Annotated in this window: 12 protein-coding genes; 5 read left to right on the top strand and 7 right to left on the bottom strand. The window is 39.7% G+C overall.

Translation table 11 applies throughout. The features are described 5' to 3' along the window. Positions 1-39: 39 nt before the first annotated feature. A complete protein-coding gene (gene gcvP / locus FN756_RS08030; protein ID WP_142603114.1) occupies positions 40-2,928 on the bottom strand; it encodes an aminomethyl-transferring glycine dehydrogenase in 2,889 nt (962 codons plus the stop codon). Between the two features lie 289 nt (positions 2,929-3,217). On the opposite strand from gcvP, the gene FN756_RS08025 reads away from it, so the two are divergent. After that, on the top strand, positions 3,218-3,916 hold the full coding sequence (locus FN756_RS08025; protein ID WP_142603112.1) for a DUF4412 domain-containing protein: 699 nt from the start codon (positions 3,218-3,220) through the stop codon (positions 3,914-3,916). A gap of 74 nt (positions 3,917-3,990) precedes the next feature. Here FN756_RS08025 and FN756_RS08020 read toward each other — a convergent pair whose 3' ends face one another. Continuing rightward, positions 3,991-4,764 carry an MBL fold metallo-hydrolase gene (locus FN756_RS08020; protein WP_142603110.1) on the bottom strand — a complete coding sequence of 258 codons (774 nt, stop codon included), beginning with the start codon at positions 4,762-4,764 and terminating at the stop codon, positions 3,991-3,993. 111 nt (positions 4,765-4,875) lie between these two features. Beyond that, entirely contained in the window at positions 4,876-6,063 is a 1,188-nt protein-coding gene (gene kbl, locus FN756_RS08015) for a glycine C-acetyltransferase (RefSeq protein WP_142603108.1), read from the bottom strand. A gap of 209 nt (positions 6,064-6,272) precedes the next feature. Between kbl and FN756_RS08010 the strand changes: the two genes are divergently transcribed. Both FN756_RS08010 and FN756_RS08005 read left to right on the top strand, forming a co-directional pair. Continuing rightward, positions 6,273-7,589: an NfeD family protein gene (locus FN756_RS08010; RefSeq protein WP_142603106.1), complete on the top strand. Its 1,317-nt coding sequence runs from the start codon at positions 6,273-6,275 to the stop codon at positions 7,587-7,589. Between the two features lie 13 nt (positions 7,590-7,602). Continuing rightward, positions 7,603-8,436 carry a slipin family protein gene (locus tag FN756_RS08005; RefSeq protein WP_142603104.1) on the top strand — a complete coding sequence of 278 codons (834 nt, stop codon included), beginning with the start codon at positions 7,603-7,605 and terminating at the stop codon, positions 8,434-8,436. 188 nt (positions 8,437-8,624) lie between these two features. Here the strand turns inward: FN756_RS08005 and FN756_RS08000 are convergent, their stop codons facing one another. Next, the gene (locus FN756_RS08000) at positions 8,625-9,197 is read right to left on the bottom strand and encodes a YceI family protein (RefSeq protein ID WP_142603102.1); all 573 of its coding nucleotides are present in this window, start codon (positions 9,195-9,197) and stop codon (positions 8,625-8,627) included. 160 nt (positions 9,198-9,357) lie between these two features. Between FN756_RS08000 and FN756_RS07995 the strand changes: the two genes are divergently transcribed. Both FN756_RS07995 and FN756_RS07990 read left to right on the top strand, forming a co-directional pair. After that, entirely contained in the window at positions 9,358-9,873 is a 516-nt protein-coding gene (locus tag FN756_RS07995; RefSeq protein WP_142603100.1) for a DUF4199 domain-containing protein, read from the top strand. Between the two features lie 46 nt (positions 9,874-9,919). Beyond that, positions 9,920-12,385, top strand: a complete 2,466-nt coding sequence (locus FN756_RS07990) for a DUF5686 and carboxypeptidase regulatory-like domain-containing protein (RefSeq protein ID WP_142603098.1) — start codon at positions 9,920-9,922, stop codon at positions 12,383-12,385. A gap of 212 nt (positions 12,386-12,597) precedes the next feature. On the opposite strand, the gene FN756_RS07985 is transcribed toward FN756_RS07990, so the two are convergent. From FN756_RS07985 to secA, 3 genes are read right to left on the bottom strand one after another with little or no spacing between them, the layout of a single operon-like run. Next, entirely contained in the window at positions 12,598-13,782 is a 1,185-nt protein-coding gene (locus FN756_RS07985) for a M20 metallopeptidase family protein (RefSeq protein WP_142603097.1), read from the bottom strand. A 16-nt stretch (positions 13,783-13,798) separates the two neighbouring features. Then, positions 13,799-14,404 carry an SPOR domain-containing protein gene (locus FN756_RS07980; protein ID WP_142603095.1) on the bottom strand — a complete coding sequence of 202 codons (606 nt, stop codon included), beginning with the start codon at positions 14,402-14,404 and terminating at the stop codon, positions 13,799-13,801. 36 nt (positions 14,405-14,440) lie between these two features. Continuing rightward, entirely contained in the window at positions 14,441-17,734 is a 3,294-nt protein-coding gene (secA, locus tag FN756_RS07975) for a preprotein translocase subunit SecA (protein ID WP_142603093.1), read from the bottom strand. Between the last annotated feature and the right edge of the window lie 338 nt (positions 17,735-18,072).

Genomic DNA, 18,072 nt, shown 5'->3' with positions numbered 1-18,072 from the left:
AATCTTTAGAACTAAAAACCTTAACCCTAAAGCCCAAACTTATGCTTCTACTGCTTCTTCAGCATAGCTTTCAATTGGAGGACAAGAACAAATCAGGGTTCTGTCACCATGTGTTTCGTTCAATCGAGCTACTGAAGGCCAGAATTTATTGTCTTTCACCCAATGTAATGGATAAGCTGCTTTTTGACGAGAATAAGCGTGATTCCACTCATTAGCTGTAATTACATTAGCTGTGTGAGGAGCATTTTTCAAAACGTTATCTACTTTATCCGCTTTACCAGCTTCAATTTCCGCAATTTCATGACGAATAGCAATCATCGCGTCGCAGAAACGATCCAATTCAGCTTTAGGCTCTGATTCAGTAGGTTCAATCATTACTGTTCCTGGCACCGGGAACGATACTGTAGGAGCATGGAAACCATAATCCATCAAACGTTTCGCGATATCAGCTACTTCAATACCGAAGTTTTTAAATGAACGGCAATCCAAAATCATTTCGTGAGCACAACGACCTTGTGATCCTGTATACAGAACCGGATAATGTTCTTCTAAACGAGCTTTAATATAGTTAGCATTTAGAATTGCGTGCTTGGTAGCATTCGTTAATCCATTGCCACCCATCATTGAGATGTAAGCATGAGAAATTAACAAAATGCTTGCACTACCCCAAGGAGCAGATGACACTGCATGGATCGATTTTTCACCACCTGTTTTAACCACCGGATGACCAGGTAAGAATGGAACTAAGTGTTTAGCTACGCAAATTGGACCTACTCCAGGACCACCACCACCGTGAGGAATGCAGAAGGTTTTATGTAAGTTCAAGTGACAAACATCAGCGCCAATGTTAGCAGGACTGGTTAAGCCAACCTGTGCATTCATATTTGCACCGTCCATATATACTTGTCCGCCGTTATCGTGGATAATTTGGCAGATTTCGATAATTGCTTCTTCGAACACCCCGTGAGTTGATGGGTAAGTAACCATCAAAGCAGCAAGGTCATCTTTATGTTCAATAGCTTTTGCACGTAAATCCTCAACATCAATGTTACCATTAACATCACACTTGGTTACAACAATTTTGAAACCAGCCAGTGCTGCACTTGCAGGATTAGTACCGTGAGCAGAAGAAGGGATCAAAACAACATTTCTTGCGCCTTCACCACGGTCTTTGTGGTATTGACGAATAACCATCAAACCTGCGTATTCACCTTGCGCACCCGAGTTAGGCTGCAAGCTGGCACCAGCAAAGCCAGTTACCTCGCATAAAGCATTCTCCAACTCAGTAATCATTTGCATGTAACCGCCAACCTGATCAATTGGTGCAAAAGGATGCAATTTACCAAACTCAGCCCAGGTTACCGGAATCATTTCGGCAGTTGCATTCAACTTCATGGTACATGAACCTAAGGCAATCATTGAGTGCGTTAAGGAAAGGTCTTTATTCTCTAAGCTTTTGATGTAACGTAACATCTCATGCTCAGAATGATGCGTGTTAAATAATGGATGGGTTAAGAAATCCGACTGACGGACTAAATTGCTAACAACTGATGATGCAAGCGAAGCCTCGATAGCTTCAAAGTTTACATCTTCCAATTTCTTACCAATTACTCTTGCAAAAATCTTAACGATCTGCTTAACATCTTCCACTGAAGTAGTTTCATCTAAAGCGATACCAATTTTAGAACCATTGTAGAAGAAGTTCATTTCTTCATCAACAGCAATTTTATGAATCGACTCTACCAGTTCACCAGCATCAACAGTAATCGTATCAAAAAACGATTTATTCAACACACTAAAGCCAAGACCTTTAAGTGCATCGTTTAACAAAATTGTTAATCCGTGGGTACGACCAGCAATTTGTTTCAAACCTTTAGGGCCATGGTAAACAGCGTACATACTCGCCATAATAGCAAGAAGCGCCTGAGCGGTACAAATATTTGAAGTTGCTTTATCACGACGGATATGTTGCTCACGTGTTTGCAAAGCCATACGCAATGCCGGATTACCTTGGGCATCGATAGATACACCAATGATACGACCTGGCATTGAACGTTTGTATTCTTCTTTGGTTGCGAAAAATGCAGCATGAGGACCACCATAACCCATAGGCACTCCAAAACGTTGTGATGAACCGATTACGATATCGGCACCAAATTCAGATGGAGGGGTTAACAACACCAAACTCAATAAATCAGCAGCAACGGTTAATTTAATACCTTTCGCATGGCAATTATTAGAGAACTCGGTATAGTCGAACACCTCGCCATTAGCCGCAGGATATTGAACAATTGCACCGAACATGTTCTCGGTTAACTCCACGGTATTGTGATCACCAATAACCAATTCAATACCTAATGGCATTGAACGAGTTTTTAAAATATCAATAGTTTGAGGAAGTACTTCTTCAGACACGAAGAAGATATTCGCGTCATTATTTTTGCGTAAAGAGAATTGCATGAACATCGCCTCTGCAGCAGCCGTACCTTCATCAAGCAATGAAGCATTCGCAATCTGCATTCCGGTAAGATCCAATACAGTAGTTTGATAATTCAACAATGCCTGTAAACGACCCTGAGCAATCTCAGCCTGGTAAGGAGTATATTGAGTGTACCATCCCGGGTTTTCCATGATATTACGCAGAATTACATTTGGTGTAAATGTATCATAGTAACCACGGCCAATAAATGATTTAAATACCTTGTTCTGACTTGAAACTTGCTTAATCGCTTTCAGGTATTCAAACTCAGTTTTAGCAGCCGGCAAGTTAAGAGGCTTTTTCAGACGAATAGCAGCAGGAACTGTTTGCTCGATCAACTGATCGAGTGAGTTCACTCCGATAGTATTTAACATCTGGGTAGCTTCTTGCTCATCCGGAGCAATGTGACGACCTTCAAAAGCTTCTTTATAATTGATATCTAACTTCATACGTGTTTTATTAGAGCTGCAAAAATAGCTAATTAACACTCTTTTAACAATGTTTCAATCGGATTGGTTCATGAAGAAAAGCTTCATAAATTAGATTGATTTGGAGAAAAACAAAACTCGCAGAACAACTTTTTCCAAACTGCCACTTAGTTTACTTTTAATTTTGAAAAAGCCCCAATATTCAAACTAAAAAAAATGCCTAAAAACTGTTACCCCAAATACTCTTATAATGACCGCCTTATCATTTTAACATTATTTCGTAAATTCATAAGTATCAAAACCTAATACTATGAAAAGACCGCTCTTATTTCTCCTGACCACACTGCTCATTTCTAATGCGGCTAAAGCACAAAGCAATTTCGAAGGTAGCTTTAAGATGATTATCTCCGGCGAGAAGCTTAAACACCCCGCTGAAATCATGTACTATATCAAAGACCAAAAAATATGTTCGGTTATTAACAACCCGGATAAAGGCGGACAAATGCGCATGATTATAGATCCTGCAACTAGCGACATTCTCATGCTGATGGACATGAACGGCAAGAAAATGGGGATGAAGTCTAAAATGAAGGATATTGCTGAAATGGCAGAACAATCAGGTATGAAAACCGATGTGAAAATAACGGAGACAAACGAGACTAAAACAATTGATGGTCATCCCTGCAAAAAAATAATCGCTGAAACAGAAGATTCAACTATTGATATGTGGGTAGCACAAGATATGGATCTGAATTTATGGAAAATACTGGCGAGCATGCGCTCCGCCAAAGGGCCAATGGGTGGAGCGCGCTCTCCTGCCGGCGACTTTGCTAAATATTCAGCGTTCTTAAAGGGCCCATCATTAGAAAGCATCATTACTCATAAGAAAACTGGAGACAAAACCACGATGCAAATTAAAGATATTCAAAAAGGAAATATTGATGCCGCGATGTTTGATACAGCAGGTTACCAAATGATGGATATGCCGGAAATCGGCAAGAAAGAATAAACAGAGATATACCAATGTCATGCTGAGCGGAATCGAAACATTGCCTTTCAACTCCGCTCAAGGTGACAGATTAGTTACTCTGCATCAATAATCGAAAAAGTTTCATCTTCATAGCGAACCTTCCCTATAGCACGGCTCTTTGCATGATAAAACATACAGGCCCAGTCTTCTGCAGCAGCCCGGATTCCGTACTCTTGTCGGAGCTCCATCGTTTTCCGAGGATCCATATCGTATTTAGCCATAAACTTCCTGAGCAATTGTTCAGGTTCCGGCACTATGTCACCTCCAAAGAAATACTTCTCCCCTTTTATATCAAATAAAAACACCTGGTGAAACTCACAATGGCCTCCCGTAAGTTCATACGTAATTTCATTGTTTAAGCGTCCGGAACCTTCCATAAAATGAAGGTTAGGTGTACGCCATAAAGCCTCCAATTGCGGTCGACGATACGATTTTGATTGCTTTGTCAGTGCTGTTTCCAACTCGCCTCGTTGAACGTAATAATCGGCATGAGGGAAAGCCAGTTTCCAGTTACCTTCTTCCTCATACATTAATCCACCGGAATGATCATAGTGCAAATGGCTCATCAAAACCATAGTCACATCAGCAGGACTATAACCAGCATTACGAATATTATTGTGTAATTGCAGCTCGCCGTTTGATTCTCTAATTCCTAATCCAGTGTCAATTAGACATAAACCGACTGAAGTTTCAACGAGAAAAGGCTGCACATAAATGAACAAAGAAGCCGGACGATCTTTAGGATTATGCAGTTCAGGATTGAATGGAATGAACTTTTTAGAAACATCAACAGAAAAAGAACCTTCGTAAAGGGCGGTGGCTTTCATTTAAAAATAATTGAATGAGAGAATGCTTGAGTAGCGAATGTATAAATGATAATAAGATTAAGAATGAGAGAATTACAGTTTTATTATTCTCTCATTCTATAGTCAATCATGCTATATTACTCCCAGCTCTTTACCAACTTTGGTAAACGCTGCGATGGCTTTATCAAGGTGATGCATCTCATGTCCTGCAGAAATTTGAACACGAATACGGGCTTTCCCTTGCGCCACTACCGGATAGTAAAATCCGATTACATAAATCCCTTCTTCCAGCATACGGGCTGCAAAATCCTGAGAAAGTTTTGCATCGTATAACATCACCGGAACGATAGGATGAATACCAGGCTTAATGTCGAAGCCAGCTTCAGTCATTTTTTCGCGGAAGTATTTCGTGTTACGCTCGAGCTTATCACGCAATTCAGTGGTTTCGCTCAACATATCAAACACAGCAATTGATGCGCCCACAATACTTGGAGCCAATGTGTTTGAAAACAAATACGGACGCGAGCGTTGACGCAACATGTCAATAATTTCTTTTCTACCCGAAGTAAAACCACCTGATGCTCCGCCTAAGGCTTTACCCAAGGTACCGGTAATAATATCGATTCGTCCCATAACACCACAGTGCTCATGTGTACCACGGCCTGTTTTTCCTAAAAAGCCCGAAGAATGGCATTCGTCAATCATTATCAGCGCCTTGTATTTATCCGCCAGATCGCTGATTTTATCCAATTGGGCAATTGTTCCGTCCATAGAGAACGAACCGTCAGTAACTATAATACGATGACGTTTATCCTGTGAAGCTTTTAGCTGCGCTTCAAGATCAGCCATATCGTTATGTTTGTAACGCAAACGAGCCGCTTTACATAAACGAACACCATCAATAATAGAAGCGTGATTTAATTCATCAGAAATAATTACATCCTGCTCATTAAATAATGGTTCAAACACACCGCCGTTAGCATCAAAAGCAGCAGCATATAAAATAGTATCTTCTGTACCTAAGAATTTAGAAATTTTGGCTTCTAGTTCTTTATGAATATCCTGAGTCCCGCAAATAAAACGAACACTGGACATACCAAATCCATGACTATCAATTGCTTTTTTAGCAGCTTCAATAACTCTGGGATGTGATGACAAACCTAAATAATTGTTTGCGCAAAAATTGACCACATCCTTACCACCACTCACCTGAATATCAGCACCTTGCGGAGTTGTAATAATGCGTTCTTTTTTAAAAAGACCGGCTTCTTCTATGTTTTTAAGCTCGGTTTCAAGAATCGGTTTAAGAGTTTCGTACATAATTTTGTAGATTTTATTGAAGTGCACAAAACTACTAAAAAAATTAAGTGCGCTCATTCATTCCGTTACATTTGGAGTTTCACAATAACCATTCTTCTAACCTATACGCCTGCTTAGTGAAGAAATAATTGATCTTTCCGCAAAAATTGATATTCCCTTTGGTTTTAAGTAAATTACATTGACAAACCTATTTATTGGTCATCATTCAGATGAAACTTAAACTCAAATCATCCTTATTTAATTTTAATCCATCACTCCGGTTAGCTGTAGTCACATTACTCATCCTTATCCCATTTGAGCTTTCAGCTCAAAAAGGGATTTCAATAACTGTCGACGGTACTATTAATCCATCATCGGCAGCCTACATTCATAGGGGCATTGAACAAGCAAAAATCGAAAAAGCAGAATGCCTGCTTATTCACCTTAATACTCCAGGCGGCTTGTTAGCATCAACTCGAAAAATAGTTAGTGACATACTTGAATCGCCTGTGCCGGTGGTTGTTTATGTTTCACCTGGAGGGGCCCACGCGGGTTCTGCCGGAGTTTTTATAACACTTGCCGCAAATGTGGCGGCGATGGCTCCTGGCACCAATATCGGTGCTGCCCATCCTGTTGATATGCAGGGCCAGCGGGATACAATTATGAACGACAAAGCCACCAATGATGCAGCTGCATTCATTCGAACTATTGCTGAAAAACGGAAACGCAATTTACAATGGGCTGAAGAAGCAGTACGCAAAAGTTTAGCAATCACAGAAAATGAAGCATTGAGTAAAAATGTAATAGACCTCATTGCTAAAAATGATCAGGAACTACTCAATCAAATTAATGGAAGAAGCATTGAATTAACCACAGGGACAAAAATTTTAAACACCAAAAATGCTGAAGTTAAATCAGTAGAAATGGGAGCACCCGAAAGAATTTTAAGTTTACTAAGCGATCCCAATATTGCTTACCTCCTATTTCTTCTGGGCCTGTACGGAATACTTTTTGAACTCTATAATCCCGGGGCTATCTTACCGGGCATAGTGGGAGTGATTGCACTTCTACTTGCTCTTTACTCGATGAATACATTGCCAATCAATTACGTGGGCTTGGCCTTGATTATTTTTGCCATTATTCTATTTCTACTTGAAATAAAAGTTGTAAGCCACGGATTACTTGCCATTGGCGGTGTCGTTTCCCTTTTTTTTGGTTCTTTAATGCTGATTCGTTCAGACTCAAGTTTAGAGTATGTTTCGATTTCAAAGACTATAATCATCTCTTCTGTAGTTACAACCGCCTTCTTTTTTCTTTCGATAATTGGCATCGGACTACGGGCTCAACGTTTAAAACCGGTAACCGGAGTAGATGGATTAGTAGGAGAGCTAGGAGAAGCACTTGAAACCTTAAATCCGAACGGAACTGTTCGGGTACATGGAGAAGTGTGGAATGCTGAATCCATTTCGGGTAGAATTAACCAAGGCGAGAAAATTCTTGTAGTAGAAATGAAAAACCTTAAATTGTATATCAGAAGTACAACTTAAAACCAATATAAAAATGATACAAACCTTTCCAGTTCTTTTTGCCATCCTTGTCCTTTTTGGACTCATTATTCTAGCCAATGCCATCCGAATTTTGCGTGAATACGAACGTGGTGTTGTTTTCAGGCTTGGCCGCTTAATTTCAGGCGGAATCAAAGGCCCCGGTCTTATCTTCCTAATTCCGGTAATTGACAAAATGGTTAAAGTGAGTTTGCGAACAGTAGTAATGGATGTTCCTACTCAAGATATCATTACAGAAGACAATGTTTCTATAAAGGTGAATGCAGTGGTCTATTTCAGGGTATTGGAGGCCCAAAAAGCTATTGTGGAAGTAGAAAACTACCTTTTTGCTACATCACAGCTTTCACAAACAACGTTACGGAGCGTATTGGGTCAATCGCACCTTGACGACCTGCTTTCACAGCGTGATAAAATCAACCAAAAATTACAACAAATTATAGATGCCCGTACCGAACCCTGGGGCATCAAAGTATCGAATGTGGAAGTAAAACAAATTGATTTGCCGCAGGAAATGCAGCGCGCTATGGCTAAACAAGCCGAAGCAGAACGGGAACGTCGTTCAAAAGTGATTGCGGCCGAAGGAGAATTTCAAGCCTCTCAACGTTTATCCGATGCAGCACAAATATTAAGCGAACAGCCAAGCGCTCTCACCTTACGCTATTTACAAACATTGCGCGAAATCGCCACGGAAAACAATTCAACCACTATTTTCCCGATACCTATTGATTTCTTGAAACCATTTTTAGGTCATGATAAAATTTCAGATCAAGAGAAAAAAGGCCCAAATAGTAGTAACACACCTACATTCACAACCGATGTAGTACTATAACAAAATTGTCTCAAAAACCGAACTCTCCTATTTTTGTCATGTTTAGCAGAGTCATAACATCTGTTCCATGATGTTACTGATCCTTCGCTCCGCTCAGGGTGACAAGAGAAAGTGCTTTTGAAACAGCCTCGAAGTCTCGGCCACTATACCTTTACTGATTTTAAAAGATGGGCAGTTACCTAAATTAATTACTCATCTTTTATAAACTCAGCATTCGTATTTATGGTTACTTCCTCGCCAATCATAGCCCCAGGTACAGAATTAGCAATATTAAAATCTTTGCGATTTATTTTACCTGTTACCTTAAAACCGGCTACCATTTTTTTGCTGCCGGGATTTAAAATCGACCCGTTATAAATTACATCCAGCTGAATCTGTTTAGTTACGCCATGCATGGTTAAATCACCAATTAATATGTAATTTCTTTCATCTGCTTTATTCAAGGATTTACTTTTGAAAGTAAGTTTTGGATATTTCTCAGCATCAAAATATTGAGGACTTCTCAAGTCTTTATCCCGTTTTTCATTGTTGGTGTTAATGCTGTTGATATCGGCGCTGAGTTCAATTACAGCATCGGTAAAATCATCTTTAGCGGAGGTGACTTTTGCGTCGAAATTTTTAAAAAAACCATCTACATCAGAAATCATCAAGTGTTTTACGGAAAAACCGAGTTTGGCATGCGCCTTATCTACACTCCAGCTTTGAGCTAATGCGCTTACTGAAGCAATAACCATTAAAGCAATCAAAATGAACTTTTTCATTTTTTTTAGTTTTGAGGTTCGTTTTTAAATTCTTACCCAACTAAAACATGGCTTTCACTCCAAATTAAACCCATTAACCTTTAACTTGTTTGCTCCAATCAATTGAGTTTTATTATCTTTCTAAGGATATGAACTTTTATCTTCAACCAAAAAATGAGGCATGAAAAATACAGCGATAAAATTTGCTCTCATTGCCTTAGCAACAACCATTATTTGGACATTAACAGAGCACTTTTTGGGTTTTAACACAACTAAGCACGAAATTGGACAGCATACCCGGTTGGTAACTCCCTTTGTTTTTTATGCTTGTGTAGTACTGGGAATCCTGTCCTTTAAAAATCACCAAAACCACAATAATCTTTCATGGGCCGGAGGGCTTAAAACCGGAGCTCTTATTTCTGTAATCTATGGCTCTTTATCGCTTTGTTGGTTTGCACTTTATGCCGAGGTAATTAATCCTGAATATGCTTCTACACTTAAAGCCTATGAATTAAATAAACTTAGGGCAGCCAATGCCACAGCGGCAGAAATTGCAGAAAGAATGAAAGACGTAGAACTGTCAACAGGCGGCTCTTTCCTCTCTTATTTCTTTTTGTTTTTATTCATGACCCTGTTCGGCTGTTTGATCGCCCTCATTGCCACATGGTTACTTCGCAAGAAAAGAAAAATAATATAATTAGCTTTGCGTTTTAGTTGATACTCAGCTACCTTAAATACTATTCATGCGTTTCAAACATTTATCGTTAATCCTCTTTCTTTTTATTATTGCCTCAAAATTATCTGCAGCCGATATTTCGGGTAAAATCATCGATCCGCAAGGCAAGCCGATTCCTTTTGCCAATGTTTTTATTAAAGGAACGAGTATTGGCACCACATCCAATCTGGATGGAAATTATTCCATTACGCTATCACCAGGGCATTATGAATTGATCTACAAAACCATTGGGTATAAACAGGTAATTAAATCGGTAGAAGTGAATATTACACCTCAACAAATTGACGTTACGCTTGAACCTGAGATCTATGAATTGAAAGAAGTAAGTGTGAGTGCAGGTGCTGAAGATCCTGCATTTGAGATAATGCGCAATGCCATTAAGAAACGTAAACATTACCTCAACCAGGTGAGTGCTTATTCATGTGAGGTTTATATTAAAGCATTACAGCGCTTAAAAGATGCTCCTAAAAAATTCTTAGGCACTAATATCGATGATATAGGTCAACGGTTTGGATTGGATTCGAATCGTCGTGGAATTATCTATCTCTCTGAATCTGAATCAAAATTCAATTTTCAGCGACCGAATAAAATTCATGAAGAAATGATCTCCTCAAAGGTCAGTGGTCGTAGTAATGGATTCAGCTTTAATCAAGCATCAGATATACTTATTAATTTTTATGACAACGCTATTGAACTCGCTGGCATAAGTCCGCGCGGCTTGGTGTCGCCACTGGCCGACAATGCTTTATTTTACTACACCTATAAACTCATTGGCTGCTCGTACGAAAACAATCAGTTAATCAATAAAATACAGGTAATTCCGCGTAGAAAAAACGACCCTGTTTTTCGCGGTTACATTTACATTATGGAAGATAGCTGGCGCTTGCATAGCACCGATCTTTTATTAACTCACGATGCTCAAATCCAACTTCTTGACTCGTTAACAATTCAGCAGCAGTTTTTCCCGGTTAAAGGTGAAGTATGGATGCCTGCTTCGCAAAAACTGATGTTCAACGGTGGCCTATTAGGCTTTAAGTTCGCTGGGAATTACATAGGTGTTTATAAGAATTACATCCTTGAGCCTAAGTTTGAAAAAGGTTTTTTTACGGGAGAAGTGCTGAATGTTAGCAAAGAATCCAACAAGAGAGACCAAAACTATTGGGCACAAAATAGACCGATACCGCTTACCAGCGAGGAGCAGCACGATTATGCAAAAAAAGACAGTATTGAGGTGCTCAGAAAATCTGAACCCTATCTTGATTCTATCGACCATAAAAGAAACAAATTCACACCAGGCAAGCTATTTCTAGGAGGATATACTTATCAAAATAGCTTTAATAAAACATCCATCATTTTCTCCTCCATTTTACCGAGCAACTTGCAGTTTAACACCGTTGAAGGAGTAAATTTAACACTGCAGGCATCTTATCGAAAAGTATTGGAAAATAGAAAAAACTTCAACATCACTCCTGAACTTCGTTATGGATTTAGCAATCATCATCTAAATGGGAACATTTCTTTCTTCTACCATTATGATCCTTCAAAAATTGGAAGCATGAATTTAAGTATCGGAACAGATGTGGTTGACTTTAACGATAAAGGCTCATTAGCTCCACTCGTTAATTCCTATGCAACACTTGTGAATCAAACCAATTATTTGAAATTGTATGAAAAGCAATTTGCCGATTTTACGTTAACGCAAGAAGTTGCAAACGGCATTCAGTTAAGTGGCTCATTGGCTTACGTAAATCGACTACCTCTTATTAATACTAACTTCTATTCATTCAGTTCTGACTCTATTAAACTGTTTACGGCTAATAATCCGTATTATGGCTATGACAACGAGCCTGCATTTGAAAAAAATCAGGCATTAACTTTTACTTTCTCCTCTACCTTTTCATTTGGCTCCGAATACATCACTCGTCCTGGAGGCAAATTCTATATGGGTTCCAAATGGCCAAAATTGAACCTGTTGTACAGAAAGGGCATACAGCTATTAGGATCGGATGTGAATTACAATTTTATGAGTGCCCGTATTTACGACAGCGGATTACGATTAGGATTATGGGGAAATTCAGCCTTTAGTATATCTGCAGGTAAATTTCTTTCAGCGAAGCATTTATACTACATGGATTACCAACACTTTAAGGGAAACCGAATGGGAGTGTATGCAGGCAGCAGTACTAATATATTCCGTTTTCTTGATTATTATGCCTACAGCACTTCCAACCAATTCTTAGAAGGACATTTTGAGCATAACTTCTCCGGATTTTTCATGAACAAGATTCCTTTATTGCGTAAACTCCGATTGGAAGAAATTGCCGGGGCGAATTACCTCAGTTCTGATAAGATTAAAAACTATAATGAATGCTATATAGGTATTCAGCGGTTAATGTTCCGTGCTGAAGTTGGCTGGGCCTGGCAAGATGGAGAAAAACAGGAAGTAGGTTTTAGACTTTCGACTTCGTTTTAAATAAATTGGACAATCCAGTAAATCAATGACATTGAACACATTGCTGAATTTATAGAGAAGGACTCTCTACGCTATGCTGAAATTCAAGTCCAGCGTTTTTTTAGAAGGCTTTTATCAAACAACCCGGTTTTAGGGAGAAAAAAATAACAAAAAAATGGTGGCACAATTCCTCATCATGCCACCACTAGTATTAAAAAAACTAAATCTTAAACCTAGTTTCCAAGTTCTTTCAAGGCCAAATAAGCCATTAAACCGGTGCTTATTCCAAGGGCTTTTTCGTCAATATCAAATGTAGGTGTATGTACTGATGAAGTGATTCCTCGTTCTTCATTTCTTGTTCCTAAGCGGTAAAAACAAGCATCTGTTACCTGTGAATAATAAGCGAAATCTTCTGCTGCCATCCAGATGTCCAGATCCACTACGTTTTCTTTCCCTAAATATTCTTCAGCAGACTGACGAGCTGAAGCAGTCAGTTTTTCTTCATTTACCAAAAACGGATAACCGTGAGCGATGGTGAATTCGCAACTTCCGCCCATACTTTCGGCAATGCCTTCAGCCATTTTTTTCATGGCAATGTGCGCTTCTGCTCTCCAGTTTTCATCTAACGTACGGAAGGTTCCTTCCAATTTCACTTCATTAGGAATAACATTGGTCGCTCCGTTTGCTATTACTTTACCAAATGAAAGAACGGTAGGCAATTTAGGATCAGCTACACGACTTACCACCTGCTGTAAAGCCACAATAATGTGAGCGGTAATCAACACCGGATCAATATTGAAGTTAGGCATTGCGCCATGTCCGCCTTTACCTTTTACAGTAACATACAGCTCATCGGTTGAAGCCATGTATTTCCCTGAACGGAACCCTACTTTTCCAACCTCAATCAAAGGCATGACATGCTGACCCAGAATCCCTGCAGGCTTAGGATTTTCAAGCACGCCTTCTTTGATCATGATACTGGCACCACCAGGAAGCAATTCTTCACCAGGCTGAAAAATAAGTTTTACGGTCCCGGCAAATTCATCTTTTAGCGTACTCAATATTTTGGCCGTACCAAGCAACGAAGAAGTATGCACATCATGGCCACAAGCATGCATCACACCTTGATTTTTAGATTTATAGTCGACGTTATTGGCCTCCGTAATCGGTAAGGCATCCATATCGCCGCGAAGGGCAATTACCTTTTCTGAAGGCTTCGATCCTTTAATCAAAGCAACCACACCCGTATTTGCCATTTTTTCATACGGAACCCCCCACTCTTCTAGTTTGGAAACGATGAAAGCTGATGTATTGAACTCCTGAAATGAAAGTTCAGGATTGGAATGGATGTGACGGCGATAGTCGATTATTTCTTGATGGATTTCTCCGGCAAGTGTCTTAATCTTCTCTTGAATCATAAAATTTAGTGATTAATTAGGGGAGTTCGGTTTCGCCTTCCTTATAAAGCTTTTTTTGATTGAGTCGATCGCTCACAATAAATGCAACATCAAATTCTTGAAGCAACAATTTACGGATCTTCTCGGCATCAGCTCTGGATACGAAATCACCAACTCTCAATTTATAGTTTGGAGCCTGATAAGAAAGATAACTTCCAAGTTCAGGATATTTTAAAGCAAACTTCACCTGCAAACTATAGGCTTCATTACGCTTAGGGCCCGAATATATCTGAAGTCTAAATCCGACTTCAGGTGGACGCCTGTTGATTTCTATACGTTTTGTGATCAGCTGCTGAATTGCAGGGTCCGCTACAATTTCAACATTATGGTTCACCGTATCTGGAATTATTTGAGCCTTCCCTGAACTGCCGGTTTCTTCTTCAACCGGAGCCACCGTTTTAGCAGGTTGTTTACTATTTGGCGTGGTCGTTGTTGTCTTTGGTGCCGTCGATTTTGTAGGTGCAGTGGTTTTCTTTGTGGTGTCTGCAGGCTTAACTTTTTTTGAAGGAACCGTTTGTGCCAACCCTAAGATGGGTAAACAGAAAAGAAAAATGAATACAACTACCAGGTTTTTCGACATCATATAAAGCAATGGGTTATAATGAAATAAAACGGGTGCTTATGCAAGCCCCGTTCCATGACAATTTTTATACTTTTTACCGCTACCACAAGGGCAAGGGTCATTTCTTCCAATTTTTTGTTCCACACGAACCGGCTGCATACGCTGAGCATCAGCTACCAGTTCAGGCGGCAAACCTGATCCATTGGGTTCAAATTCCGGATGACTGGTTCGCAACTGATTCATTGGCTGACGAGGCTCCGGACGGGCTTCACGAACCTCTTCAGGTTCTTGTGAAGGAATGCCTCCTTTATACAAGAAATCGATTACATCTCTGTTGATACTTGATAAGCGTTGTTTGAACAATTCAAACGATTCAAATTTGTAGATCAACAATGGATCTTTTTGCTCGTAAACGGCATTTTGAACCGATTGCTTCAACTCATCCATCTCACGTAAGTGCTCACGCCATGCATCATCAATGGTAAACAACATCACAGCACGTTCAAAACTTTTTATAACTTCCTTGCCTTGAGTTTCGTATGCCTTCTTAAGGTTTACAGGAATTTGAACACCTCGAACACCATCGGTAAACGGAACCACAATGTTTTCAATTACGTCTCCTCTTGTTTCATACACATCCTTAATAACAGGGAATGCGGTAGCTGCAATGTGATCGGATTTACGAGAGTAGAATGTAGTGACATCTTCATATATCGTATCAATTACTGTTTGGCTGGCCATATCCAGGAAATCCTTAGGATCCATGTCGGTATGGTAAGCAAACAAACGGAGAATTTCTAATTTAAATCCTTCAAAATTACGCTCATCACGATACTGATGAACTAATTCAGAACAGGTATCAAATACCATGTTATCGATATCAACGTCCAAACGTTCGCCGAATAAAGCATTGTGACGACGTGAGTAAATCACTGAACGCTGTGAATTCATTACATCATCATACTCAAGCAAACGTTTACGAGTTCCGAAGTTATTTTCTTCTACTTTACGTTGTGCACGCTCAATCGATTTGGTAATCATAGAATGCTGAATCACTTCACCTTCTTCAATTCCCATACGATCCATTAAAGATGCGATACGCTCTGAACCGAACAAACGCATTAAATCATCTTGTAATGAAACAAAGAATTGCGATGAACCCGGATCGCCCTGACGACCTGAACGGCCACGTAACTGACGATCGACGCGGCGCGACTCATGACGCTCGGTACCAATGATGGCCAAACCTCCTGCTTCTTTAACACCTGGCCCTAACTTAATGTCGGTACCACGGCCTGCCATGTTGGTTGCAATGGTTACTGTTCCTGCCTGACCAGCTTCAGCCACAATTTCAGCCTCACGTTGGTGCAATTTAGCATTCAGTACGTTATGTTTAATCCCTCTCAGTTTCAGCATACGACTCAACAATTCCGAAATTTCTACTGAAGTAGTACCCACCAACACCGGACGACCGGCTTGAGTAAGTTTAATAATCTCCTCTACAGCAGCATTATATTTCTCACGTTGAGTTTTATAAACAAGGTCTTCTTGATCTTTACGTGCAATTGGGCGGTTTGTAGGAATTTCAACAACATCCAACTTATAGATTTGCCAAAACTCACCCGCTTCCGTTGTTGCCGTACCCGTCATACCACATAATTTGTGATACATACGGAAGTAATTTTGGAGCGTAATGGTTGCAAATGTTTGAGTAGCATCTTCTACTTTCACATTTTCCTTCGCTTCAATTGCCTGGTGTAAACCGTCAGAATAACGACGGCCTTCCATAATACGGCCTGTTTGCTCATCTACGATTTTGATCTTGCCTTCATCAACGATGTATTCTACATCTTTCTCGAATAAAGTATACGCTTTTAAAAGTTGATTAATGGAGTGAATACGCTCTGATTTGATTGAATAATCACGCATCAATGCATCTTTCAATTCTACCTTTTCATCATCCGAACGATTTGACTTTTCAATTTCAGCGATTTCCAGACCTACATCCGGAAGAATGAAGAAACTAGTATCCTCACCTGTGGCGGTGATTAGTTCAATACCTTTTTCAGTAAGCTCAATTGAATTATTTTTCTCATCGATTACAAAAAACAGTTCAGCATCAACCTTGTGCATTTCCTTGCTTTGGTCTTGCATGTAGAAGTTCTCCGTTTTTTGGAGAGCCTGACGCATTCCTTGCTCACTGAGGAACTTAATGAGGGCTTTATTTTTAGGTAAACCTCTGTAAGCGCGCAACAATGCTAATCCGCCTTCATCCGTATTATTAGCGGCCAATAGCTTTTTAGCTTCAGCAAGAGTTCCATTTAAATAGTTTTTCTGTGCATTTACCAAACGTTCGATTCTTGGCTTTAGCTCATGGAATTCATGCTCATCACCACGAGGAATCGGGCCGGAAATGATAAGAGGAGTACGCGCATCATCGATCAATACCGAGTCAACCTCATCGACCATTGCAAAATGCAATTTACGCTGTACCAGTTCTTCTGTACTACGTGCCATGTTGTCACGTAGGTAATCAAAACCAAATTCGTTATTGGTACCGAAAGTAATATCGGCTAAGTATGCTTTACGACGTTCGTCAGAGTTAGGTTGATGCTTATCAATACAATCAACTGTTAATCCGTGGAATTCATACAGAGGCCCCATCCACTCACTGTCACGACGTGCCAGGTAATCATTCACGGTTACGATGTGTACACCACAACCCGACAATGCATTTAAATATGCAGGAAGAGTAGCTACCAAGGTTTTACCCTCACCAGTACCCATTTCAGAGATTTTACCATCATGCAATACCATACCACCAATCAGCTGTACATCGTAATGCACCATGTTCCAGGTCATTTCGTTGCCGGCTGCCAACCAGGTATTTTTATGGATTGCCTTATCTCCCTCGATAATTACATTGCCTTTAAAGGCTGCAAGTTCGCGATCGGCTTGAGTGGCGGTAACCACTAATTCAGCATTCTCAGAAAAACGACGAGCCGTTTCTTTTACTACCGCGAAAGCTTCAGGGAGAATTTCTTTAAGTACAACTTCCAATTGTACATCACGCTCTTTTTTCAATTTATCAATTGAATCGTAAAGCGCTACTTTATCGTGTATATCAACAATTGCATCTGCTTGTTGTTGAAGCTCATTGATATTCACATCAATTTGTTCCAGAAAACGCTGAATCCTTTTTTTGAAATCAACCGTTTTTCCTCGGAGTTCATCGTTGCTGATTGACTGGAGTTTTGAATATTCTGATTTTATCTGCTCAACTACTGGTAAAATAGCTTTGATATCTCTCTCCGACTTACTGCCGAATAATTTGGTTAAAAAGTTTAGCATTCTGTTTCTAAATTTACTTCAAATGTTTGTCAAGTTTTGAGCCAATCAAGTCTATCTAGACAATATGACACAGTATGACGGGGTAAAGTTAGTGTTTTAAACGAATTCAAGAACGATGATTTTCAGGAAATTTACGATTCGGCATCAGGTTGCAGGTTGAAAAAGAAAGCTTTGGCTAATGAAGATTTTTTTTAAAAACTTAGCATTGCCTTTCAATTGAATATTTTTTTCGGGTTGACATTTTGACCATCAATAATTTATATTCTTCCCCTAACCCGTTCAGACTGGCAGGTTCTTCTATACTATTTAACCTTTACCGATGTGAAGATCGTGCTGAG

Source organism: Solitalea koreensis (genome assembly GCF_900182575.1).
In the GTDB taxonomy this organism is placed as follows: domain Bacteria; phylum Bacteroidota; class Bacteroidia; order Sphingobacteriales; family Sphingobacteriaceae; genus Solitalea; species Solitalea koreensis.
The sequence above is the reverse complement of the archived record's forward strand: the minus strand, read 5'-3'. Positions and strand labels throughout refer to the sequence as shown.

Coding starts and splice junctions, on each gene's coding strand:
- FN756_RS08005 (WP_142603104.1), top strand. CDS start 7,603: ATGATACAAACCTTTCCAGTTCTTTTTGCCATCCTTGTCCTTTTTGGA.
- FN756_RS07990 (WP_142603098.1), top strand. CDS start 9,920: ATGCGTTTCAAACATTTATCGTTAATCCTCTTTCTTTTTATTATTGCC.
- FN756_RS07995 (WP_142603100.1), top strand. CDS start 9,358: ATGAAAAATACAGCGATAAAATTTGCTCTCATTGCCTTAGCAACAACC.
- FN756_RS07980 (WP_142603095.1), bottom strand. CDS start 14,404: ATGATGTCGAAAAACCTGGTAGTTGTATTCATTTTTCTTTTCTGTTTA.
- FN756_RS08020 (WP_142603110.1), bottom strand. CDS start 4,764: ATGAAAGCCACCGCCCTTTACGAAGGTTCTTTTTCTGTTGATGTTTCT.
- kbl (WP_142603108.1), bottom strand. CDS start 6,063: ATGTACGAAACTCTTAAACCGATTCTTGAAACCGAGCTTAAAAACATA.
- FN756_RS08025 (WP_142603112.1), top strand. CDS start 3,218: ATGAAAAGACCGCTCTTATTTCTCCTGACCACACTGCTCATTTCTAAT.
- gcvP (WP_142603114.1), bottom strand. CDS start 2,928: ATGAAGTTAGATATCAATTATAAAGAAGCTTTTGAAGGTCGTCACATT.
- secA (WP_142603093.1), bottom strand. CDS start 17,734: ATGCTAAACTTTTTAACCAAATTATTCGGCAGTAAGTCGGAGAGAGAT.
- FN756_RS08000 (WP_142603102.1), bottom strand. CDS start 9,197: ATGAAAAAGTTCATTTTGATTGCTTTAATGGTTATTGCTTCAGTAAGC.
- FN756_RS07985 (WP_142603097.1), bottom strand. CDS start 13,782: ATGATTCAAGAGAAGATTAAGACACTTGCCGGAGAAATCCATCAAGAA.
- FN756_RS08010 (WP_142603106.1), top strand. CDS start 6,273: ATGAAACTTAAACTCAAATCATCCTTATTTAATTTTAATCCATCACTC.